The sequence below is a fragment of the Sulfitobacter dubius genome, assembly GCF_900113435.1.
In the GTDB taxonomy this organism is placed as follows: Bacteria; Pseudomonadota; Alphaproteobacteria; order Rhodobacterales; family Rhodobacteraceae; genus Sulfitobacter; species Sulfitobacter dubius.
Map to the genome: position 1 here is coordinate 194021 of NZ_FOPG01000003.1, position 22961 is coordinate 216981.

The 22961-nt window shown below is 60.9% G+C and carries 22 protein-coding genes and 1 tRNA gene; 6 read left to right on the forward strand and 17 right to left on the reverse strand.

What is annotated here, in order from left to right; translation table 11 throughout:
- Positions 1 to 174 precede the first annotated feature (174 nt).
- The gene (locus tag BM229_RS13365) at positions 175 to 1089 is read left to right on the forward strand and encodes a D-amino acid aminotransferase (RefSeq protein WP_093928147.1); all 915 of its coding nucleotides are present in this window, start codon (positions 175 to 177) and stop codon (positions 1087 to 1089) included.
- 42 nt (positions 1090 to 1131) lie between these two features.
- Here BM229_RS13365 and BM229_RS13370 read toward each other — a convergent pair whose 3' ends face one another.
- From BM229_RS13370 to BM229_RS13405, 8 genes are all read right to left on the reverse strand, one after another.
- Positions 1132 to 2541, reverse strand: coding sequence for a PepSY-associated TM helix domain-containing protein (locus BM229_RS13370; RefSeq protein ID WP_093928148.1), 1410 nt, complete (start codon positions 2539 to 2541; stop codon positions 1132 to 1134).
- Positions 2542 to 2581: 40 nt separating this feature from the next.
- The gene (locus BM229_RS13375) at positions 2582 to 2860 is read right to left on the reverse strand and encodes a hypothetical protein (protein WP_139226287.1); all 279 of its coding nucleotides are present in this window, start codon (positions 2858 to 2860) and stop codon (positions 2582 to 2584) included.
- A gap of 114 nt (positions 2861 to 2974) precedes the next feature.
- Positions 2975 to 3466 carry a copper chaperone PCu(A)C gene (locus BM229_RS13380; RefSeq protein ID WP_093928150.1) on the reverse strand — a complete coding sequence of 164 codons (492 nt, stop codon included), beginning with the start codon at positions 3464 to 3466 and terminating at the stop codon, positions 2975 to 2977.
- A gap of 42 nt (positions 3467 to 3508) precedes the next feature.
- Positions 3509 to 3880 (reverse strand): hypothetical protein, encoded by a 372-nt coding sequence (locus BM229_RS13385; protein ID WP_093928151.1) that lies wholly within the window; start codon positions 3878 to 3880, stop codon positions 3509 to 3511.
- A 169-nt stretch (positions 3881 to 4049) separates the two neighbouring features.
- A complete protein-coding gene (locus tag BM229_RS13390; RefSeq protein WP_093928152.1) occupies positions 4050 to 4802 on the reverse strand; it encodes an iron ABC transporter ATP-binding protein in 753 nt (250 codons plus the stop codon).
- The gene (locus BM229_RS13395) at positions 4799 to 5743 is read right to left on the reverse strand and encodes an iron chelate uptake ABC transporter family permease subunit (protein WP_093928153.1); all 945 of its coding nucleotides are present in this window, start codon (positions 5741 to 5743) and stop codon (positions 4799 to 4801) included. The genes BM229_RS13390 and BM229_RS13395 overlap by 4 nt, the downstream gene beginning before the upstream one ends.
- On the reverse strand, positions 5733 to 6680 hold the full coding sequence (locus tag BM229_RS13400) for an ABC transporter permease (protein ID WP_093928154.1): 948 nt from the start codon (positions 6678 to 6680) through the stop codon (positions 5733 to 5735). The genes BM229_RS13395 and BM229_RS13400 overlap by 11 nt, the downstream gene beginning before the upstream one ends.
- 5 nt (positions 6681 to 6685) lie before the next feature.
- Positions 6686 to 7555, reverse strand: coding sequence for a siderophore ABC transporter substrate-binding protein (locus BM229_RS13405; protein WP_420855259.1), 870 nt, complete (start codon positions 7553 to 7555; stop codon positions 6686 to 6688).
- Between the two features lie 128 nt (positions 7556 to 7683).
- Here BM229_RS13405 and BM229_RS13410 point away from each other — a divergent pair, with 128 nt between their 5' ends.
- Positions 7684 to 7971 carry a DUF2218 domain-containing protein gene (locus BM229_RS13410; RefSeq protein ID WP_093928156.1) on the forward strand — a complete coding sequence of 96 codons (288 nt, stop codon included), beginning with the start codon at positions 7684 to 7686 and terminating at the stop codon, positions 7969 to 7971.
- Positions 7972 to 8054: 83 nt separating this feature from the next.
- On the opposite strand, the gene BM229_RS13415 is transcribed toward BM229_RS13410, so the two are convergent.
- From BM229_RS13415 to BM229_RS13435, 5 genes are all read right to left on the reverse strand, one after another.
- Positions 8055 to 10037, reverse strand: a complete 1983-nt coding sequence (locus BM229_RS13415; protein WP_093928157.1) for a TonB-dependent receptor domain-containing protein — start codon at positions 10035 to 10037, stop codon at positions 8055 to 8057.
- Positions 10038 to 10575: 538 nt separating this feature from the next.
- A tRNA-Gln gene (locus tag BM229_RS13420) sits at positions 10576 to 10650 on the reverse strand.
- A gap of 62 nt (positions 10651 to 10712) precedes the next feature.
- Positions 10713 to 12056 (reverse strand): mechanosensitive ion channel family protein, encoded by a 1344-nt coding sequence (locus BM229_RS13425; RefSeq protein WP_093928158.1) that lies wholly within the window; start codon positions 12054 to 12056, stop codon positions 10713 to 10715.
- Positions 12057 to 12123: 67 nt separating this feature from the next.
- Entirely contained in the window at positions 12124 to 13116 is a 993-nt protein-coding gene (locus tag BM229_RS13430) for an NADPH:quinone reductase (RefSeq protein ID WP_093928159.1), read from the reverse strand.
- A 77-nt stretch (positions 13117 to 13193) separates the two neighbouring features.
- The gene (locus tag BM229_RS13435) at positions 13194 to 13703 is read right to left on the reverse strand and encodes an SH3 domain-containing protein (RefSeq protein ID WP_093928160.1); all 510 of its coding nucleotides are present in this window, start codon (positions 13701 to 13703) and stop codon (positions 13194 to 13196) included.
- A 154-nt stretch (positions 13704 to 13857) separates the two neighbouring features.
- On the opposite strand from BM229_RS13435, the gene BM229_RS13440 reads away from it, so the two are divergent.
- The 4 genes from BM229_RS13440 (at position 13858) to BM229_RS13455 (ending at position 19793) form a co-directional block, all read left to right on the forward strand.
- The gene (locus BM229_RS13440; protein WP_093928161.1) at positions 13858 to 14844 is read left to right on the forward strand and encodes a 2-hydroxyacid dehydrogenase; all 987 of its coding nucleotides are present in this window, start codon (positions 13858 to 13860) and stop codon (positions 14842 to 14844) included.
- Between the two features lie 99 nt (positions 14845 to 14943).
- The gene (locus BM229_RS13445) at positions 14944 to 16347 is read left to right on the forward strand and encodes an FAD-binding oxidoreductase (protein WP_093928162.1); all 1404 of its coding nucleotides are present in this window, start codon (positions 14944 to 14946) and stop codon (positions 16345 to 16347) included.
- A gap of 210 nt (positions 16348 to 16557) precedes the next feature.
- A complete protein-coding gene (locus tag BM229_RS13450; RefSeq protein WP_093928163.1) occupies positions 16558 to 19050 on the forward strand; it encodes a GcvT family protein in 2493 nt (830 codons plus the stop codon).
- A complete protein-coding gene (locus BM229_RS13455; protein WP_093928164.1) occupies positions 19047 to 19793 on the forward strand; it encodes a hypothetical protein in 747 nt (248 codons plus the stop codon). The genes BM229_RS13450 and BM229_RS13455 overlap by 4 nt, the downstream gene beginning before the upstream one ends.
- Positions 19794 to 19888: 95 nt before the next feature.
- Here BM229_RS13455 and BM229_RS13460 read toward each other — a convergent pair whose 3' ends face one another.
- From BM229_RS13460 to BM229_RS13475, 4 genes are all read right to left on the reverse strand, one after another.
- Positions 19889 to 20677: a glycoside hydrolase family 25 protein gene (locus tag BM229_RS13460; protein WP_093928165.1), complete on the reverse strand. Its 789-nt coding sequence runs from the start codon at positions 20675 to 20677 to the stop codon at positions 19889 to 19891.
- On the reverse strand, positions 20674 to 21327 hold the full coding sequence (locus BM229_RS13465) for a DUF938 domain-containing protein (protein WP_208604084.1): 654 nt from the start codon (positions 21325 to 21327) through the stop codon (positions 20674 to 20676). The genes BM229_RS13460 and BM229_RS13465 overlap by 4 nt, the downstream gene beginning before the upstream one ends.
- Positions 21324 to 22262 carry an aldo/keto reductase gene (locus BM229_RS13470; protein WP_093928166.1) on the reverse strand — a complete coding sequence of 313 codons (939 nt, stop codon included), beginning with the start codon at positions 22260 to 22262 and terminating at the stop codon, positions 21324 to 21326. Before BM229_RS13470 ends, BM229_RS13465 begins: the two co-directional genes overlap by 4 nt.
- 65 nt (positions 22263 to 22327) lie before the next feature.
- Positions 22328 to 22945, reverse strand: a complete 618-nt coding sequence (locus BM229_RS13475; protein ID WP_093928167.1) for a glutathione S-transferase family protein — start codon at positions 22943 to 22945, stop codon at positions 22328 to 22330.
- Between the last annotated feature and the right edge of the window lie 16 nt (positions 22946 to 22961).

Consider the following 22961-nt stretch of genomic DNA (forward strand, 5'->3'; position numbering starts at 1 on the left):
GGCCAGCGCCTACCCGGTCGCACCAAAGGTGCGCCAATATAGGCTGGCACGCCTCCGGCGTGACGGACGGGCAGGCGATGGCCCGGCGCCTGCGGCTTGATTCCGGGCCCGGGGTGGCAACATCCATCCATTTGCGTATCAATGCTGCAACCGCCCTCACAAACGGACCCCACCATGACCGACCACACCACCACCCACACCGCTGACGAAGACGTCCGCAACCGCGACATCAAGATCTACGTCAACGGCGACATCGTCCACCGGGATGAGGCCAAGGTCTCGGTCTATGACGCGGGCTTCATGCTGGGCGACGGCATTTGGGAAGGCATGCGCCTCTATAACGGCACATGGGCCTTCTTCGATGAGCATATGGACCGCTTCTTCAACTCCTGCAAAGCGATCTCGCTCGATGTGGGGATGGACAGGGCAGGCATCGCAGACGCCCTGCGCCGCACGGCAGAGGCGAACGATATGCACGAGGACGTGCACTGCCGCCTGATGTTGACCCGAGGGATCAAGGACAAACCGTTCCAGCACCCCTCGCTCAGCACCACTGGCCCGACGCTGGTGATCATCATGGAACATTCCAAACCCGTGGACCGGCTGCAATCGGCGGGCATTCGTCTGGCGAGCGTCCCGCAGGTGCGCGGGCTGCCACATAGCCAAGACCCCAAGCTCAACAGCCACTCAAAGCTGAACTGCATCATCGCCTGCCTTCAGGCCGAGGAAGCGGGCGCGGATGAGGCGCTGATGCTCGACCCGCATGGTTTTGTGAACACCACCAACGCCTGCAACTTTTTCATCGTGAGGCGCGGGGAAGTTTGGACCTCGACCGGGGATTACTGCATGAACGGGGTGACGCGGCAGAAGGTGATCGACCTGTGCCATGAAAACGGCATCCCGGTGCGGGAGAAGAACTTCTCGCTCTACGAGGCTTATGGCGCGGATGAGGCCTTTCTCACTGGCACCTTTGGGGCGCAGACCCCGGTGGCAGAGATTGACGGCAAGACCATCGGCAGCGGAGAACGGCCCGTCACCAAACGCATTCAGGCGCTTTATAAAGAGTTGATCAAACAGCACGCGGCCTGAGGACCAAGCGGTGCCCGCCCCCGCGGAGGGGCGGGCGGCGTTTCAAGACACCATGCGTTTCAGCACCGGCACACGGCGCAGCAGCAGCCAATCCAGCAGTCCGACGACCAGCAGGGGGATCCCCGCCATGGGAAAGGCCAGCGCCACGGCCAGTCCGACCACAACCGCGCCTTTCCACAGCGTCATGTTGCGCGGCGCAGGCGGGGCCGACAGCCAGCCTGCGGGATTTGCCGGGCGGCGTTTCCACCACATCACCACGCCAGAGACGCATAAGAAAATCACCGAGAGGCAAAACAGCGTATTGGCCATGACACTCGGCCAGCCCAGCGTGCCCATATGCAGCGCGATGCCCACGGCCATCGCCTTGCCCGCCAGCGAGTAATCCGCATAGCGCACATCGGCGAGGATATTGCCCGTGTGCTGATCAATATGCACCGTGCGGTCGCTGGTGGGGTCGGTTGCATCGGTGTTCATCGTATCCCGGCTCAGGGTCCAGACGCCCTCTTCGCCCTGCGGCAGGTTCATCTGATAGCGCGCATCAAAGCCGATCTGCCGTGCCAGCGCATCGATTGTGTCAAGCGTGGCAGGCGTGCCTTCGGCGAGTCCTGCGACACCGGCATCACTGCCAGAGGCGGGCATTGGTGTCTGCTCCAACGCCCAAGGCACTTCTTTCGGGCCGTGGTTCATCTTGGCGTGGATGTCATCAGACAGCGGGGCATCCCACTTCTCTGCTGGGAATTGGCTCCATGCCTGGACCATTTTCTCCCCCCAGACACCGGCCCATGACAGGCCCGAGATCAGGAAGAAGAACAACACGACCGACACCCAAAGACCGATCGCCCCGTGCAGAGATTTCCACAAGGTACGACCACGTCTCAGTCGCGGCAGCAGCGCTGCGCGCCAGCCGGTGCCGCGCGGCCACCACAGGTAGAGCCCGGTCGCAATCAGCACCATCCCAAGCGAGGCCGCAATCTCGATCATGCGGTCGCCTGTGACGCCAAGCAGCAGGTTGGCGTGGATGTTATCGGCCATGTCATACCACCCGCTGCGGCGTGGGAAACTGGCGAGAATCTCGGCGGTATAGGGATCGACGGCGACCATTGTCGCCACATCATTCACATCCACCCGAAAGATCGCGGCCAAGTCGTCGGCGCGTGGGGCGACATATTGAACCAGCGTGCCGCCCTCTATGCTGGCCTGTGCAGCGGCCGCCTGTTCCGAGACAGCAAGCGGTGCGTTTTGGGGCATCACAGAGATACGCTCCCCATCACGCCCGCCGACAAAGGCGATCCAAAGCATCACCAACCCTGTGAGGGCCAGCATTATGAAAAAAGGGATGACATAGAGCCCAGCGTAGAAATGCCAGCGCCAAGCGGCGCGGTAGAAACTGTTCGTGCGTTGCGTATTGTCGTTTTGCAGGGCCGCGGCGCCTGCGGGATCGATAGAAACCATTAAATTGGTCCTCTGACTGAATTGATTTGTAAGGTGGACGTCAGAGGGTTTTTGGCGGCGCACGCGCGCGTTTGCTTGCGCTGGGGCGCGGTTTGGGCTGTGTGATCGCGGCCGGCGGTAGGGCAGGGGCCGGGTGAAAGTTGACGGTTCGAGGCTGCAATTCCAGCGCTGTACGAACCTCGGCAACGAGGTGCTGGTTCCAGTCGCAGGGCTTATGCTCAGGCGTGATCGGTTCGCCGTCGGGGCCGATGGTCACGGTCTTCACCCCGTAACCGGTGCACAAGACTATGGTCAGCCCGCCTTGCTGGCGTTCTGGCATGGTTCCCGACGCAAGCGCCGAGAACGCCCCGAAAAACAGCACCAAAGCCCAGAGGCAGAGGTGCTGAAGGGAGCCGGTCAACGCCCTACGGCGCATTTTCGGTATTTTCAGGGTTTAGTTTTCGTGCGCGTGCGAGGAATGTTCCATATCGCCGGCGCTATGACCCCGGCGGCTTTCGACGTTGAAGGTCACGTCCAGCGTCCCGGCTTTTTCAAAGGTCAGTGTGGCAGGAATTTTCTCACCTTCCTCGAAAGGGTCGCCATCTAGGCCCATGAACATGACGTGCAGACCGCCGGGCTTAAGCGTGACGGTCTCACCCGCAGGCAGGTTGATCCCCTCGACATGCGACATGCGCGCCACGCCCATGTCATCGGTCGTTGTCTCATGGAGGGAAACTTCGTCGAAACCTTCAGCGCTTACTGCGAGCAGGCGGTCGGATGTATCGCCATTGTTGGTGATGGTGAGATACCCTCCGCCAACGCGGGCTGTCTTAGGGGTTTCAAAGGCCATGGGGTGATCAACGACGATACCGCCCGCGTTGTATTCATGTGCGGCGGCAGGCAGGGCGAAAAGGGCAGCCAAGGCTGCGATAATGATGGTTTTCATGTGATGTTCCATTGTCTGATAAATTGCTTAACGGGCGATTAATCAGACAAAGGGCGGCCCGCGGACCGGGGGCGGCGCCCCGGCTGGACTGCGCGGCGCACCAAGGGCGCAAGCCGCACGGGGCGCGGCAATGCCCATCTTTTCAGCGGGAAGTAGGACATTGGCCAAAGTCGGCAGCATCAACGCGCTGACGATCCGGCAGGCTTCGCAATCCAGCGCTGCATGGCCTTGGCCGTCCAACGGTCCATCGCAAAAGTCGCTTAGCGTGCCGCCCGCTTGGATAAAGGCGATAAACGCGGGATCTTGCTGAGTTTGCGCGGTGGAACGATGCGCAAATGGCAGGCTGGCGAAGGCCAAAACCAGCAAAAGGGTCAGGGTGACCCGAAGCGAAGATATGCGCGAAGCGGCGGACATAGGGCGTGATAACGCGAAGGGCTGCGCAAGGCTATAGCGCGGAGCAATCTGCGACGTGTTGTCGTAGGGCGGGGTGCTGCGCTGTGGGTCTTGGGGAAGCAGTGTTATCTTTGGTTAGCCGTCGGAATGATATGGTCGACATTGCCGGCTCAACGCGAAGCGGGCCTCATCAAACTGCCACCACCACTTTATCACCGATATGGTGGACGCTGGCGGAGGTGCCGTAGACCTCCAAAAGCATCGCTTCGGTTACGACTTCGACAGCTGGGCCTTGATGGGTAATTCGCCCGTCTTTCATCGCGACGATCTGATCAGCATAGGCGGCGGCATAGTTGATGTCATGGAGCACGATGACGATGGTCCGTCCATGATTGCGCGCGAGGTCTTGCAATGTGCGCATGAGGCTGCGCGAGGCGGCGATATCGAGATTGTTCAACGGCTCATCCAGCAGGATATAGTCGGTCTCCTGTGCGAAAGTCATGGCCACTTGCGCGCGCTGCCGTTGCCCGCCTGACAGGGTATCAAGCCGCCGCTCTGCAAGGGGCAGCAGATCAAAGGTCGCCAGCGCGGCCTCTACCTTTTCGTCGTCTTCTGCTGTGGGGCGACCCTTGTGATAGGGATAGCGGCCAAATCCCACCAATTCGCGCACCGTCAGCAGCGGCGCGGCATCGCTGGCCTGCGGCAAGATAGCGAGCCGCCGAGCTAGTACATCATTCGCGCAGACGCCAATTTGCAGATCGTCGACCATGATCTGCCCCTGCTGCAAAGGAATCAGCCGCGCGATCAACGATAGAAGTGTCGATTTCCCAGCTCCGTTCGGCCCAATAAGCGCGGTTACACCGCCCGATTGCAGCGTCAGGTCAATCTCGCGCAGGGTCGGTTTGCCGTCTCGGTCGTGGTTCAGGTCACGGATGGCGATCATCTGGGTTTTCTCCGCAACAGGAGGGTTAGGAAAACAAGGCCGCCGAGCACATCAACGATTACGATCAGCGGCATTGTGGATTGTAGGGCGCGCTCCAACACCATTTGCCCACCGACCAAAGTGATCGCCGAGACCAAGCCCGCGGAGGGCAGCAAGATACGATGCGATATCACCGGTGTAATTTGCCGCGCAACGCTTACCACCAACAAGCCAAGGAACGCCATCGGACCAACAAGGGCCGTCGAAACTGAGACGAGGATCGACACAAGGACCAGCACCTGAAACATGCCGCTCTTTGGAGCCTCGCCAAGGTTGATGGCGCTTTCATCGCCCAGCGACAGCACGTCAAGCCGGTGCCGCATGCGCCAAGCCGCAAATAGCGCAGCGCCGGTCAACGCGGCAGCGAGGGTTAACAGCTCGGTGTCGACCCTGCCGAACCGCGCAAAGGAATTCGCCTGAACGACCATGAATTCATTGGGATCAATGATGCGTTGCAAGAAACTGGTGACTGAACGAAACAACCCCGCAAAGATGATGCCGGTCAGGATCATGCGGAAAAGGTCATGTCCGCCACGGCGCAAAAGCGTGCCAAAAAGCGCCAGCGCCGCTCCCATCAACAGCAACGTATTCACGATGAACTGTGCGATCTCGGGGAGTTGCGTGAAGCTTTGACCACCAAGAATAAAGATCAACACAGTAAGGGTCAGCAGATAGAGTGCGTCAAACCCCATGACCGAAGGCGTCAGGATGTGGTTGCGGGTGATCGTCTGGAACAGCACGGTGGCCGTCGAGACCGAGATGGCGACCAGCAGCAAGGCGATCAATTTGTTGGCGCGAAACGACAGCACAAAACCCCAATTACCCCGCGCGCCCAGCCCGAGGTAAAGCGCGATGCAAAGGCAGAGCACCGCCAGAAGCCACCACAGACGCTTAGGATACATGGCGTTTGGGTCCGTGCAGCAGCCACAAGAACAGCAAGGCGCCGACCACGCCAAAGACTGTGCCAACCGGAATTTCGTAAGGGTAGCGGATCAAACGTCCAAGAATGTCACAGAGCAAAACGAGGGTGGCACCGGTCATTGCAGTGAGCGGCAAGCTGCGGCGCAGATTGTCACCGGCCAGCCGCGCGACGATGTTGGGCACCACAAGCCCCACAAAGGGGATCAGTCCCACCGTGACAACCGTCAACGCGGTGACGATAGAAATGGCCAGCAGCCCCAGCACCATCGTCTGCCTATAGTTCAAGCCAAGATTGATGCTGGCGGTACGCCCCATGCCAATGATCGCGAATTGATCCGCGGCGAGATAGGCAAGCGCCGCCACCAGCGCCACCAGCCAGAGCAGCTCATACCGGCCCTGCAAAACGCCGGAGAATTCTCCATTCATCCAGATTTCGACATATTGCAGCAGGTCTGCTTGATAAGCGATGAAGGTGACCGCCGCGCCAAGGATGCCACCGTAGATCAGCCCGACAAGCGCCACCAGCAAGGGCTGTGTTGGCGGAAGGCGTTGCACAATCGCCAGAAACCCCGCGCTCGCCCCAAGGGCGGTTAGCGAGGCGAGGACCATTTTCACAAGGATAGACGCGCCCGGTGCAAATAGCGTGACCAACAGGATGCCAAGGGCCGCGCCCTGACCTGTCCCGGCGGTCATCGGTTCCACGAAACGGTTGCGCACCAGCATTTGCATGATCGCACCGCTGACCGCCAATGCACCGCCTGAAATGATGACGGCGATGGTCCGTGGTGCCCGGCTGACCACAAGCAGTTCGACGGCACCCGGATCGCTCCAGAGGGCTGCCCACGACAGGTCAATCACCCCGACAAAAAGCGAGGTGATCGACAAGATCACAAGAAGGCATGCAAGGGCCAGCGCCACGGGGTTTACTGCTCTGCCAAGGCGGCGTTGATTTCATCCAGCGTGAGGTTCATCGACTGAATGCCGCCACCAGCGATGTAGATTGGTGCTGCACTCAAATGCACAACTTGGCCGGATTTCCATGCGGAGGTCTCATGCACCAAAGCATTGTCCAGCGTCGCGTGCGCACCTTCGCTTTCTTGACCGATGGCGGCCATACGGTCGATCACCAGCAGGATGTCGGGGTTGGCCTCGCGGATAAATTCAAAGCTGATCGCCTCGCCATGGTCGGTCATTTGGACGTCTTCCACGGCCTCGGGCAGACCAAGCGCCTCATGCAGCCAACCAAAACGCCCGCCCGTGCCGTATGCACTGATCTTGGGGCCATTCGTCATCACGATCAGAGCGGTGCCCTTGCCCGCCAGCGCCTCTTTGGTCTCGGACAATTTGGTTTGAAAATCAGCGGCGAGGGCTGCGGCCTGTTCATCTTTGTCAAAGATTTCGCCATAGGTGGCAAGCCGGGCAAGTCCTTCGCCGATGGTGTCCTCCCAGATGGTCATATCGAGTGTCGGCGCGATGCGGGCAAGCTCGGGCACCTGTTCAGAGCTGCGGCCACCGGCGATGATCAGGTCGGGGTTCAACGCAAAAAGCGCCTCGAAGTCGGGCTCGAAAAGGGAGCCGACAACATCGGTGCCAGCGGCGGCGTCCTCAAGATAAGACAGGTAGACTGGGCGCACCATTCCTTGCGGTTTCACGCCAAGCGCAGTGAGGCTGTCAAACGCGGCCAAGTCAAATACCGCGACCGTTTCGGGGGAATGGGGCGCGTCCACAGGGCCTCGGGCGGTCTCAACCGACCTTGTTTCTGCAAAGGCGGGCGGGGCAAGCAGAAGGGCCATCAGGGCTAGGGGTTTTATCATAGCGGTAGGGCTTTCGTGAGAGAGAGAACGGGGGGGCAGGGCCGGTGTTTACCATCCCAATGGCGCGTCGTAGGACTTGCAGACAACTTGAATCTGGAGAGCGCGCTATGCCGACGACAACGGGGTTTTACGAGACCGAAAACGGCTCGAAATACTTGCAGCAGCTGTGCAAACACTTTGGCCATAAGGTCGAGACATCCTTTGATCCGCATAAGGGCTGGGTGGCGTTTGAGATGGGCACCGCGTATCTGAGCGCCACTGATGGCGGTCTCACCGTGACCGCGACAGTAGAAGACGCGAAAGCGGTGCAAGTGGTGCATGATGTCATTGACCGTCACTTGGAGAAATTTGCCTTTCGCGAACCAGAGAAAACGATGGTTTGGACGGTCGAATAGGTCGACTTTAATAGCAATACCCGGCGCCAATTGTGGCGCCGGGAGCGGATCAAAGCGTCGTTTGACCAACGATTAAGAGTAGATCAAAAGACGATCTCGGCGCTTACACGGATGGAGCGGCCCGGTTCGGTCAGCGGCTCCACTTCGCCTACAAACTCTTGCCCATAGGTTGCGCGGCTGGTGTATTGCTCATCAAAGAGGTTATTCACCTCGGCCCGCAGGGTCAGATTGTCCATACGCTTGGGCGTGTATTCGGCAAAGACGTTGGCGATTGTATAGCCATCAAGCTCTGCTCCACGTCCACCCGTATCCGAGTCGTAAGTATCGTCAAAGTCGAAGGCGACTTGGACATCGCCGCCCAAAAGAACGCCGTTGTTAAGTCGGTGCGCAACTTGGAAGGTCAGGAAATCCCCCATCGGCATAGTCAGGTAGTTGCCGACATAGGAGTCCGAAGAACGGCCGTTGATTTCGGTATCGATGCGGGCGAAACCGGCGCGGAAGAAGCCATCCTCCCATGCGGTGCCGAGACCAAGCTCAAAGCCACGGGATTGCACGTCTGCCGACAAGGCAGGACCACCGCCCCAAGTGGCAGCGCGAGCATTGTCAATGTTGGTGGCAAAGATCTTACCGTCAACGATCCACGCTCCCAAGGCGTAGTTTGCCGCGATGTAAAGGTTGTCGGCGGTGACTTCTTCGATGTCGGATGTAGAGTAGTCCCAAGCAGGGTTGAGAATGTAGTTCTCTGCCAGTTCCAGACCGCCCCAAACATGGGAGTAGCCCGCGCTGACGGTCAGCTCGTTCGAGATATCGTATTCGCCCGAGATATTGCCCGACAGACCGGATTCAGACTGCGAAGAACCATCGGTGCCTTCGAAATCCTGAAAATCGGCCCGCGCCCCGAAAGAAAGCCGCGCATTGCTGCTGGGCTCCATCCGCGCTTGGGCAAAAAGGCCGATGTTGTTTAGTTTTTCACGAGCCGTCTCACGCGCGCCGGACGCAATGGCAAGATAGTCCAGATCGGCTTCGTCAGAGTAGAAATCCAAACCTGTGTTCAGTTCACCCCAGCTAAGTTCAAAGCGGTTCGAGAGTTCGCCGTTCAGGCTTACGGTCTCACCTTGGGTGACAGAATTGGTTGACAGGTCCGTCTCGTCATTGACCAATTCCGTGCCGCTATAGGCCAGCCGCGCGGTAGGGTTCCACATGGCCGTCGGCGTGGTGTCGCTATAGCTCAAGACAATGTTGGTCCGCTCCAGATCATAGGGGCGCTCTGCCGGGAGGGGGCGGCCACCAAAGATGGTGCCGATATTGGCGCGATAGGGGCGCATTTCATCGTCGACCACACGCTCGTAGGATAGCTCGACCCGGTCGCCAGTTTGGGCTTCGTAGGCCAGTTTTCCAAGCCCGCTAAGAAGATCGGTGCCAGAGCCGATGATATCGTCGCCGTTGCCATCTTCACGCAGGCCGCCATCAGCCACCTTTGCAAAGCCAAGGTATTCAAACCCCCCTTCGCGGCCGTACAGCGTTAGACTGTTCGAGAAGATGTCGCCATTGCTATCATATTCAAACTTGTAGCGTCCGCCAAACGTCTCGTCCGCAGCCAGCAGATCGCTGGCGTCTTTAGTTTCATAGGCCAGCGCGCCACCCAAAGCACCGGGTCCGGCATCTGCGGGGGCCACACCGGGATCGACACGGGCGGCTTTCAACAGGGCGGGGTCGATCAGCGTGGTTGTGTTGTGGTGGAAAACCTTGTTGTTCTGCCGCGCCCCGTCGATAGAGATGGCGAGGTTGTTCTCTTCAATGCCGTTCACATAGACCTTCTGTGACATCGGAATGGAGCTGCCCACAGCAATGGTGGGCTCGGCTACAAAAAGCTCTGACAGGTCGGCAGGGTTGCTCAGCGCCAAGCCCTCGCTTGAGACAGAAATGGTGTCTTCTTCCATCCCTGGCACGGATGGCATTTCCAAAACGATAGTTCCCAAAAATGCTTCTTCACTGTTGCTCTGCGCCTGACCTGCGGCGGGTATCATCCCTGCGGCGAGGCAAGCAAATGCGTGTGTCGTCTTCATTAGTTTCCCCTTAATAAAAGGCTTACAACCGGCCAATCAACCGACTGAAGCTGCTATTTTTGCGATTCCTTATAGAAACTGTCAGGAATCTCAAGGGGGATAGTCAGGTCATCAAAGTGTTTAGCTATTTTGACAGATTCTGTGCCTTTACAGACATAGTCCGGAGGGAAAGGAGCGCGAGTTCCGCGGGCTTGCGGCAGGTCGCAGCTACTCGTGCTTGCCCATCCCCCGGACAGACTTGTTTTACGGGCTCTGTGATGGGGCTGCTAAGAACGGTGTAGCGATTGAGCATTGCGACGCTGGCCAGGGTCTCTGTAACCGCAACAAACTTTCCACCAATCCGATCGCCTGCCAAACGGGCACTCCGAACTGCACCTTCAGGGTGAGACAGGTCGAGATCAGAATATTAATGAGTTAGCACTGGCGACCACACCTGCCTGTCGGCGATGGCGTGCAGATCATCCGGATTCATGAAGTGATCCCAGCATGGACTTGTGCGGCGAAGCCCAAGGGCGAGTAGTTGATTTTTAAGGTGTGTTGGCTGGGATGGTAGGATTCGAACCTACGGTACACTGTACCAAAAACAGTTGCCTTACCACTTGGCTACATCCCAACACAGGGCGCTAATTAGAGTTCTCTGGCCCGGGGTGCAAGACCCGTTTTTGATAAATTAGCCTATTCTTCGGCTGCATCAACGGAGAGCAGGTCTTTGCTGGGCAATTCGGCACGTTCCTGCGCGACGATGCGGGTCAATTCACGGTCAGCCTGCGCTTCAACGGGCTGTACGGGGGCCGGATTGGCGCTCTCCGTTGGCGATTGAGGCGAATCTTTCTGCTCGGTGCTGGACGATTCGCTTTGCGTTATCAATCGGTAGGCCGGGGGCTGTGCGGTAAGCCCTGCCGCGTTGAAGGTGGCCAATGTCAGGCGAATCGCTTCGCTGCGCGCCGCGACCAGATCGGTGGTCTCTTGATTGATCCAACCGGCGAATTGCATGTTGATCCAGTGATCAGCGACCTCCTCCACCCAAGCGGCGGCTTCGGGGCTGGGCAGGACAAAGGGAAGGGCATTCAACACCTCCAGCGCCAATTCCCGGGCGCGGGCCAGATCGGCATCACTCGCGACCGAGAGCGTAAAGGTGAAGCGCCGCTCGGCATTGCGTGAGTAGTTGATGATGCGGCTTTTAAAGACCGTGGCATTGGGAATGCGCACATGGTTGCCATCGTAGCTGAGCAGGATCGTGGCGCGGCTGGTCAGGCGGATCACCTTGCCGGTGTCGCCATCAATCTCGACCGTGTCATTGGGGCGGAACGGCTGGCGGATCGACAGCATGATGGAGGCGATGAAATTCTCGACCGTGTCGCGCACTGCGAAACCGATGGCGAGGCCGACGATCCCCGCCGCGCCAAGGATGCCCGACAGCAGCGCCGTTGCGCCGAGGATATCGAGCGCGACGACTAGTGCCGCGATGATAAAGGCCAGACGGATGATCTGGCGGTAAATATCTGCGATAAAGGCGTTGGGGGCCAGCCGCTCCCACGGGTTGCGCAGCCGCGCTAGTGCCAGTCCGGCAACGACGATCAGGGCAAAGACCCCAAGCGCCACTAGGGCCAGCGGAAGGAAAGCCACGGCCTGCTCCATCCGGTCGCGGAAGCGGTCCACTGCAGGGTTGAGCCGTTCGGACACATCGGTGCTTTCGCGGACCTCGTTACGGATCGCCACCACCCCTTCGACACGGCCTGCGAGCTCGCTCAGACGTGCGGCGCTAGCGGCATCGAGCGTGGTGCCGCGCAGGGTGACGATGCCGGAAGAGACGGAGACGCTGACCTTCTCAAACCCATCAAGCTCGCGCAGGATGGCGCGGATCCGGTTGGCGATGGCGGCATCTGCTGTGGCGTCCCCTTCGACGGCGATGGTGCCTTCGGGCTGGTCGTTGTCCTGCGCCGAGGCAGGGGCCAGCGGCAGAGCCAGAAGCAGAAGCAGACACAAGAGCAGGCGGAGTAGGGCAGTGATCAGGCGCATGGGGGTCTCCGTCGACAGGCAAGGCCGCCGCCCCTCGGTGAGGGCGGTGGCTTGGTCAATTAGCGCACTACCCCCGACAATCGAGCAGCACCGCCCCGCTGCGCTGTCCGGCCTCGACCAACGCATGCGCGCGGGCGGCCTCGGAAAGCGGGAGAACTGTGTCGACAGGACAGCGCAGGGCGCCATCTTCCAACGCGTGATGCAGTCGTGTGATCGCCTGTTCGCGCGGGCCGGTGGGCAGCAGATAGATCAGGATGATGTCGATGGTTACCGCTTTGAACAGCAGCGGGTAGAAGGGCAGTGTGGGCGACATTTCCCCTGCCGAGCCATAGGCGGCGATGCGGCCGTTGGGGGCGATGACTTCGGTATCGGTGGTGAGGTTCAGGCCGAACTCGGTCTCGACGATGGTCTCGACAGGCTTGCCGCCGTTGGCGTCCAAAACGGCGGCGGCGAGGTCGGGATCGGCGTAGCTCAGCACCGCATCAGCGCCAGCCTCGCGGACCAGATCATTGTCGCGCGGGCTGCAGGTGGCAATCACCTTGGCCCCGCCCCATTTGGCTAATTGCACGGCAAGGTAGCCCACCGTTCCGGCACCGCCTTGAATAAACACCGTCTCCCCGGCCACCCCGCCGCCGCCGAAAACGGCGTGGCAGGCCGTCAGCCCCGGAATGCCAAGCTGCGCGCCGGTCTCAAAAGAGACGCCTTTGGGCAGCGGCACGGCCTGATGCGCGGGCAGGGTGATCTGCTGTGCCGCCGTGCCAAATGCGCGTTGCCACTGGGCGTTCCAGACCCAGACCTTTTGACCCACGCGGGCAGAATCGACGCCCGCACCCACGGCGATGATCTCTCCCGCGCCGTCGCTATGGGGGATGACCTGCGGGAAGGGTGGTTTGGTCACGCCGGGGCGGGTGCCTGCGCGGGCCTTGACGTCAGAGGGGTTCACGCCCGAATGGCTCAGCGCCACGCAGACCTCGCCGGGTTGCGGTGCGGGGCTGTCGATTTCCGACAGGCGCAGCACATCGGCAGCGGCTCCAAATTGGTCATAAGTGATGGCGTGCATGGTGCTTTCTCCGGCTTGAATTCAACGCGCAGAGTGGCGCATGCGCCGGGATCATGCAATTGGCCTGAAAGGCGGGCTTATTCGCGCAGTTCCTGAGGGCCGACACCCCAAAGCCGTACTTTGGGCGCCCAGCCGGTAAACCCGCCCGAGCGTAGTTCGCACCATTCCAAAGTGCATTCGCCCAAACGCGCCACCACGCCCAGTTCCAGCCGCGCCACAACGGCGGCCTTTGGGTCGGGGTTGACGTGAAGTTGCAGCATGTCTTGCTCAACCAGCACGGTGCGGGTGCCCGACAAAAGCGAGTAATGCACCCAGCCGCCCATGCCATCGCGGTCCTCTACCCGGCGCCAATGGCCGTGTTCGGCGGTGATCCTGAGCGGCAGGTCGCGGCGTTTGTAAACCCAGTCGATCCGATGCGACAGTGAAGGGCCACGACGAACGTTGCCCTCGGAAGCTTTAAGCGAAACGAAACGGGGGAGGGGGAGGTTCGTGACCTGTCCGCGCGCCTCTTCTGCGGCCCCGGGGCTTGCCTGAGCCAAAAGCAGCGCGCCCACCAAAAGGGTGCTGCGAAGAAAAGCCGTTATCATGGAATTGCCTGCTATGCGGTTCACTGCTGTGGGTCGGTGCTGTGCAAATCTGCGGTTATTGTTGCTCTTTTTCCGGCGCGAGTTCTTGTGCCTCGTCGCTGCATGAGACACCATGCCCCGGAAACGAGGCGACGCCAAGACCGGGAGAGCAGGCATGTCAAAGAAGCGGTTGAGTGTTGTAGTGACGCGACGGTTGCCAGAGGCGGTGGAAACACGGCTATCAGAGCTGTTTGACGTGACCCTACGCGAAGATGACAGGCCCATGACCCGCGAGGAATTGGGCGCGGCGATGCGCCAAGCGGATGTGCTGGTGCCGACGATCACGGATGAAATCGACGCGCCGCTGATCACGCAGGCGGGCGAGCGGCTGAAACTGATCGCGAATTACGGGGCGGGGGTCGATCACATCGACGTGGCCACCGCACGCCAGCGCGGCGTATTGGTGTCGAACACCCCCGGCGTGCTGACTGACGATACCGCCGATATGACCATGGCGCTGATCTTGGCCGTGACCCGCCGCATGCCCGAGGGCATGGCAGTGATGCAGTCTGGCAATTGGGATGGCTGGGCCCCGACCGCGCTGATGGGCGGTCGGGTCGGCGGACGTCGTTTGGGCATTCTGGGCATGGGCCGGATCGGTCAGGCCGTGGCGCGCCGCGCGCAGGCCTTTGGTATGCAGGTGCATTACCACAACCGTAAACGTCTGCGCGAAGAGGTCGAAGGCGCTTTGGAGGCGACCTATTGGGACAGCCTTGACCAGATGGTCAGCCGGATGGATGTAATCAGCGTCAACTGTCCACATACGCCCAGCACCTTTCATTTGATGAACGCGCGCCGTTTGGGCTTGATGAAGCGGGACGCAGTGATCGTAAACACCTCACGCGGGGAGGTGATCGATGAGAACGCCCTGACGCGGATGCTGCGCACTGGTGACATCAAAGGCGCGGGGTTGGATGTTTATGAGCATGGCCGCGAGATCAACCCGCGCCTGCGTGAGTTGAAGAACGTCGTTCTGCTGCCGCATATGGGGTCGGCCACGCTGGAGGGCCGGATTGAGATGGGCGAGAAGGTTTTGATTAACATCAAGACTTTCGATGACGGCCACCGTCCGCCGGATCAAGTTGTGCCCTCCATGCTTTGACCCCCGGACGGCTGCGGCGACGCGGGCCTTTCGGTTGATTTTTTACAAAGATGCCGCCGCAAAATTTTGCGGCTTGAGGATGCTATTGGGAGATAAGACGTGACGAAAATCGCAGATTTGCCGCGCAATGAGGCGGGGATCGCCGCCGTGCTGGACGAGTTGCAACAAGCCTTCGGGGACAATCTGCTGACCGGCCAAGCCATTCGCGAGCAGCACGGCCACACCACCACATGGATCGACACGCAGGCGCCCGACGCGGTCGTCATGGCACGTTCGACCGAAGAGGTGGCGCAGGCGGTGAGAATCTGCGCCGCGCATCGGGTGCCGGTGATCCCCTTCGGAACGGGCACCTCGCTCGAAGGACATGTAAACGCCCCGGCGGGCGGGATCTGCATCGATGTCATGCAGATGGACCAAGTGCTTGAGGTCAACACGGGTGATCTGGATTGCCGTGTGCAGCCCGGCGTGACCCGCGAAGCGCTGAACACCCATCTGCGCGATCAGGGGCTGTTTTTCCCGATCGATCCCGGTGCCAATGCCTCGCTCGGTGGGATGACGGCGACACGGGCCAGCGGCACCAATGCCGTGCGCTATGGCACGATGAAAGACAATGTGTTGAGCCTTGAGGTGGTCATGGCCGATGGCCGGGTGATCCGCACCGGCGGCCGGGCGCGGAAATCTTCGGCGGGCTATGATTTGACGCGGTTGATGGTGGGCTCGGAAGGGACGCTGGGGATCATCACTGAGATAACGCTGCGCTTGCAGGGTATCCCTGAGGCGATCTCCTCGGCACGTTGTTCTTTTCCGACGGTGCAGGCGGCCTGTGAGACCGTCATGGCGGTGATCCAATACGGTCTGCCCGTGGCGCGGATCGAGCTTTTGGACGCCGATGTGGTGAAGGCCGTGAACGCCTATTCCAAGCTGACCCTGCCCGAAACCCCGCTTTTGTTGTTGGAATTCCACGGCTCGGACGCCGGGGTTGTCGAACAGGCGGAAACCTTTGGCATGCTGGCCGAGGAATTCGGCGGCACCGGCTATGCGGCGACCACCACGCCCGAAGAACGCAACAAACTGTGGCAGGCGCGGCATGATGGCTATTGGGCGGTGCTGGCGCTGCGCCCGGGGTGCAAGGCCGTGGCAACGGATGTCTGCGTGCCGATCTCGCGGCTCGCCGATGCCGTGGTCGCAGCACAGGCGCGGGCGGAGGAGTTGAAGCTGATCGCGCCCATCGTGGGCCACGCAGGCGACGGGAACTTCCATGCCTCGCTGTTGATCGACATGGACGACGCCGATGAGGTGGCGCGGGGCGAGGCCTTTGTGAGTTGGCTGGCGGAACTGGCGATCTCGATGGACGGCACATGCACCGGCGAACATGGGATCGGGCAGGGCAAGCGGGCTTATCTGAGCAAGGAACTGGGCGCTGCGGTGGATGTCATGGCGACGCTCAAGGCGGCGCTGGATCCGGGTAATATTTTGAATCCGGGGAAGATTTTGCCCGGGTGAGATGGGGCGGCTTGCCCTGATGTTGTGCGGCGGGACATGTGGTGCACGGTATTTGGAAAAGGATGAAGTTGGGGGAGGGGCGCCCCAACGCAGGATTGGCGCGTTTGGTGAGGTGAGGTCGGTTTCTGGCGATGTTCGGTCGGCTGGTGCCTGCGATCTTTGGCCTTGCTGCGTACAACGGGGAGGAGCCTAGCGCAGAGGGATTGGCAGATGAAAACGCAAGTCAAAGCATTGGTTGTCGGGGGCGGCGCGGTTGGCACGTCGATTGCCTATCATCTGGCGAAGGCGGGCTGGGATGATGTGATGCTCTTGGAGCGGGACGAGTTGACCTCGGGTTCGACTTGGCATGCGGCGGGGTTGCTGCCGTTGTTCAACATGTCTTTTGCGACGACGCATATTCATCAGTATTCGGTCGAGTTTTATAAGACCTTGGAGGCTGAGACGGGGTTGAACGCGGGTTTTGCCGTGGTGGGCAATTTGCGGATGGCCCAGACCGATGCGCGCATGGATGAGTATATGCTCTATGCCTCGACCGCGGAGACCTGCGGTGTGCCGTATGAGTTCCTGACCCCGGATGAGATCAAGACGAAGTGGCCGTTGATTGAGACATCGGATTTGAAGGGGGCGCTTTATCACCAGACCGACGGATATATTAACCCCGCCGATGTGACGATGGCGATGGCCAAAGGCGCGCGGCAGCGTGGGGTTTCGATTGAGCGCAAGTGGCAGGCGGATGCGTTTGAGTGGAATGGCACCCACTGGGATGTGACCTGCACCAAGATGGTGGAGAAGGGCGGCAACCTTGTCGCCAGTGATGAGCAGATCGTCATTACTGCTGAACATGTGGTGACCGCGAGCGGCAACCATGCGCAGCGCACGGCGCGGATGCTGGGGATCAAGATGCCTGCGATTCCCGTGGAACATCAGTTCATTGTCATGGACCGCGATCCGGCGCTGGTTGATTATCGGGCGGCTGGCAATGGCGAACATCCGGTGATCCGCGATGCCGATGCGCAGAGCTATGTGCGCGAGGAGCGGGGCGGCTGGATCCTTGGGGTCTATGAGAAAAATGCCCCGGCGCGGTTTGAATATGGGGTGCCGGACAGTTTCCGGGCCGATCTGTTCCAGCTCGATCTGGAGCGGATCGAAGATCAATATATGGCGATGAACCACCGCATCCCCTCGGCTGAGGATTGCGGGTTGAAGGACGATTTCAACGGGCCGATTTGTTATACGCCCGATGGTAATCCGCTGGTCGGCCCCGCGCCGGGCTTGCGCAACATGTGGTTGGCGGAAGGGTTTTCTTTTGGGATCACGGCTGCGGGGGGCACGGGCTATTACCTCGCGCAGATGATGGTTGAGGGCGAGGCCGAGATCGACATGGCGAGCCTTGATCCGAAACGCTACGGCGATTGGATGACCACGGAATATGCCGCGCGGAAGAATGAGGAAGCCTACGATCACGTGTATATTCTGCACCATCCGGATGAGGAGCGTCCGGCCTGCCGGCCGCTGCGGACCTCTCCGGCATATGATCGGCAGGCGGCGCGGGGAGCGCAATTTGGGCAGGTGAATGGCTGGGAGCGGCCGAATTATTTTGCGCCTGCGGGGTTTAGCGACCATGACAGCCGATCCTTCCGACGCGGGGGCTGGTGGCAATATGCGGTGGAAGAGGCGAAAGCCATTCGCGAGGGGGTGGGGCTGATTGATGCCACGGCCTTTACTAAGCATCTGGTGCGCGGGCCGGGGGCGACGGCTTTCTTGGATTGGTTCACCTGCAACAAGCTGCCGTCGGTGGGGCGGATTAACCTGACCTATGCGCTGACGGGGGCAGGGACGACGCGGACGGAATATACCATCGTGCGGCTGGCGCAGGATGAATATTATCTGGTCTCTGCGGGGGGGTGGTCGGCTTATGACAGTGACTATCTGCGCAAGGCGATTGCCTACAAGATGTCCGAGGTGGGTTATGTCGAATGTCATGACGTGACCACGCAGTGGGGTGTATTTGCGATTGCGGGGCCGAAGTCGCGTGATGTGTTGCGGGATTTGGTGCGCGATGCGGAGCCGGAGACGGTGCTCAGCAACAAGCGGTTCCCCTGGCTGACCATGCGCAACATCGAGTTGGGGATGGTGCCGGTGCGGGCGATCCGGGTGGCCTATACCGGGGAGTTGGGCTGGGAGTTGCATCATCCGATCGAGATGCAGAACCATTTGTTTGATCAGTTGGAAAAGGCGGGCGCGCCGCATGGAATGAAGCTGGTCGGTGCGCGGGCGCAGAATTGGCTCAGGCAGGAAAAGAGCTACCGTGCTTTTGGCAATGAGTTGGGCCGCGATGCGACGCCGTTGGAGGCGGATTTGCCGCGTTTCGTGGACCTCAGCAAAGAGTTTCACGGGAAGCAGGCGATGGTCGATCACGGCATTCGCGTGACATGCGTGACGGTTTTGATCGATGGGCCAGAGGATGCGGACCCGTGGGGGCGCGAGGTGCTTTACAATGGCGCGCGGCGTACCGGGCGGCTGACCTCGGGTGGCTATTCGGTCGCATTCGGCAAGAGCATCGGCATGGGCTATGTGCAAGTTGAAGACGCGGTGGTAGGCACGAAGCTGAAGGTAAAGATGCTTGATCAATTGTGGGAGGCCGAGGTGGTCGAAGACAGTCCCTATGATCCGAAGAACCAGCGCATCCGGGCGGATATTTGATCCGCCGGGGGCTGCTTGCTTTCTTCTGTGTGCTGGCGCTGACGGCGGCGCTGTTGCGGGACAATCCGGTTGTCAGCGCGGCGCAGGGCTATGCCGCGGATGTGGCGACCAAGGCGGCGGCGTCCTATGTCACGCTGCGCACGTTGAATGCCTTTTTGTCCACCGCGCAAGAGATCGAGGTTGGGCTGTCCTTCATTGCTTCCGGGTCGGCGCGACCTTTGAAGGTGTTGGAACCGATTGACGACACGGTTGAGCGGATCGCGGGGTTGGTCTTTGGCGTGATGGTGGCTACGGGCGTGATCGCGGTGGCCTTGGGGCCGGTGAGTGCGATTGGCCTGGGGTTGTTGGCGGCAGCGCTGGCAGTCTGGGCGCTGAGCAAGCGCGGTCACGCAGGGCTGCCACGGCGGCTGGCGTGGTATGGCGGGTTTCTGGGGCTTGCCTTGCCGCTGGCCTTGGTTGTGTCCGAGCCGCTGGCGGGGCAGCTTACCGAAGGGGTCTATCTGCGCAATATGGAGGTGATTGAGGAGATCACCGCCCGTGTCGGAGGCAGTGAGGCTTTGGGTGAAGAAGAGCCGGGTCTGACCGAGTATCGGCAGCTTGCCAGCAACCTTTGGAGCCGGGCGGATGAGTTAATCGGCGCTTTGCTGGCGGTGTTGGGCGTGCATGTGTTTCGGATTTTCCTGTTGCCGCTCTTGCTGGTGGGCGGGCTTTTTGTCGTGGCACGTCATTATGCGCGGGATTGACGCGCAACAGTGGCGTTGCGCGCGGGGCTGCTGAGGCGCAGCGGTATTTAAGAAAGGATGAAAGGGGGAGGAGGTGCGCCCCCCCCCTTTGGCGTTTAGCGTGCGGCGCGGGTGGCGACCCAGTTTTGCCATTGCGCGCTGCTGCCGGAGAAGGCGTTGAGGTCTACGTCACCGCCAATGCCGGGCACGATGCCAGTGGCGCTGTATTGCCAGAAGCGCCAAGTTTGGCCGGGGTAGGCCTCGGCGGGGGTGTTGGCAGTGGTGCGCAGCCAGAAGTCATAGCCGTTAAAGCCAGATAGGCCATTTTCGCGGTAGAATTTCGGGGTTGTATAGATGATCGGGCGCTGGCCGTAGTGACGCTCAACCACCGCGAGCCAGCGGCGCATTTGGTCGCGGACTTCGGATGCAGGCGGACGGATGTGGGCGCAGGTGGGGGAGAAGGGGTTCCATTCCATGTCGAGCACCGGGGGCAGCATGCCGGGGGTGCGCGGCACGTTGCGGATGAACCAGCGGGCCTGATCCTCGGGTGAGGTGCAGAAGTAATAGAAGTGGTAGGCGCCGCGCTTTACGGCGGCTTGGCCTGCGCCTTGCCAATGGGTATCGAAGTTGATGTCTTTGAGATCGCCGCCCTCGGTGGCTTTGATGAAGGCGAAGTTCACACCGTTCAGTCGGGCGGTGTTCCAGTCGATGTTGTTCTGAAAACGGGCCACGTCGATCCCGTGGACGGGGAAGGATTGCGGATTGCGACGGTTGAAATCCACCGGGTCACTGTCGCTGAAACGCGCCGGGAAAAGCGTGCCGGGATCGGCGGGAGGCGGGCTGCCGGGGCGGCCGCAGGCGGCGAGGGCCAGAAGCGACAGGATCAAGGCACGGCGAAGCATCATGGGCTGGGGTTTCCTGCGATAAAGGCGAGATTGTTGGCGGGCATGGCCACCTCGTCGATGGGGCTGAGGCCAGCATCGCTGAGCCAGCGGGCCATGTCGAGGTTGTCTTTGTAGCCGATCAGAGGGTCGGCGGCGCGCAGTTCTGCGTCAAAGCGGGTGTCGCCGGGAGAGGTGGTTTGGCCGGCGCGTTTGAAGGGGCCGTAAAGGATCAGTATGCCGCCGGGGGCGAGGGCTGTGGCGGCTTCGGTGATCAGGCTCTGGGTGGCGGAGGTTGGGATGAGGTGCAGGAGGTTGGCCAGCATGATCAGGTCGAAGGGGCCATATTCGCCCGCCCAGCCGGGCTGGGTCGCGTCGAGTGGCAGGGCCGGGGCGATATTGGGCAGGGCGGCCTCGGCCGCGTAGGCGTTGATGCTGGCGCGACGGGCGGTGTCGATGTCGCTGGGCAGCCATGTGAGGCCCGGCAGGCGTTTGGCGAAGCCCACAACATGTTGCCCGGTGCCACTGGCAATCTCTAGCGCGCGGCCTGTTGGTCGCGCGTGAACCGCCAGCAGATCGCTGAGCGCGTCGAGGTTGCGTGCGGCGGCGGGGGCAAAGAGCCGATCGCCGCCTGCATCCTCGGCGACGCTGGCATTGGGCGGCAGTCGGCTCATGATTGCTCTTCCAGCCGGTCGGTGGCGGGTGGCGGCGTTGGCGAGAGGGCGGTGATGGCGGCGTAGGTTTGTGGCGTCATTTGATAGTTCAGCGCGGCCAGTGACGGTTCGAGCTGCGCCAGCGAACGGGCGGAGATGATCGGCGTCGGCCGCGTGGGGTGGGCTGCGGCCCATGCCACGGCGAGGGTTGCAGGATGGGTGCCCAGATCGCGGGCGAGAGCGGCTAGTCCGGCAGCGGCCCCGTGCATTGCTTCTTGACCGTAGCGGGCGGCATAGCGTTCATCTTCACTCAGGCGACCTGTGCCCCCGGTGGCGTATTTCCCGGTCAGCAAGCCGCCGCCCAGAGGGGAGTAGGGGGCGACAAGGATGTCTAGGTCATGGGCCATGGGCAGAATCTCGACCTCGGCTTGGCGTTTGACGAGGTTGTACATCGGTTGGATCACGGCGATCTCAAGGCCGAAGTCGGCGGCGATATGGGCTGCTTTGACGACCTGCCATGCAGCGAAGTTGGACAGGCCCACTTGGCGGATGTGTCCCAGATCCTTCAACTCGGCCAGCGCGGCGAAGCTTTCGGTCAGCGGTGTCTCGGGGTCGAAACGGTGCAGGTAGAGCACGTCGAGCGTATCAAGCTGCAACCGCTGGCGCGATGTCTCGGCAGAGGCGAGGATATTTGCCCGGCCCGCGCCGCCGTTAAAGGCGGCTTTGGTGGCTACAATCAGGCTGTCGCGGCGCTCCTTCACGAATTGGCCCAGCAGCGTTTCAGAGGCCCCATCGGTATAGACATGCGCCGTGTCAAAATGGGTGATCCCCGCCTCGACACAGGCGTCGAACATCGCACGGGAGGCTGTCGCATCAGCGCGACCACCGAACTGCATGGTGCCGAAGGCGAGGCGGCTGGCGGGGGTGCCATCAAGGCTGGTGAGCATCTGTGTCATGCACGATTGGTGGCATGGGTGCCGCCCGCGCGCAATGGGTTTGGCGCGGGGCAGGCGGTGGGGCGCTAGGTGTCCTGCGGCTCGCCCTTTTCAAGGGCGCGTTGGTAGGCGGGGCGGTTTTGGATCATCTCGACGAAGCCCTTTAGCGCGGGGTAATCCGCAGCGCGGCCTTGGCGCATGGCGACTTCGGCGGGGAAGCTCAGCATGATGTCGGCTGCCGACAGCGTATCTTGTACGAAGTGGCCGCAGGTGCGCACGAGGCTGTTCATATAGCTGTAGTGGTTGTCCAGCTCGGAACTGATACGTGGATGTAAGGGCGCGGCGGCATCGCCAAGGCGCGAGACATAGAGGTTCAGCAGGATCGGCGTCATGGCAGAGCCTTCGGCGAAATGCATCAATTCCATATGGCGCAAGAAGGCGGGCGTATCGCGTTCGGGAATCATTTCGGGGGCGAAGCGGGTGCAGAGCAGATCGACGATGGCGGCGCTTTCGACAACCAACTGGCCGTCAATTTCGATCATCGGGGATTTGCCCAGAGGGTGCACCAGTTTCAACTCGGGCGGGGCGAGGTTGGTCTTGGCATCCCGTTGGTAACGGATGATGTCATAGGGCTGATCCAACTCCTCCAGCAGCCAAAGGATGCGCTGTGAGCGAGAGCGGTTGAGGTGGTGCACGGTGATCATGGCAGGGCCTTTCGCG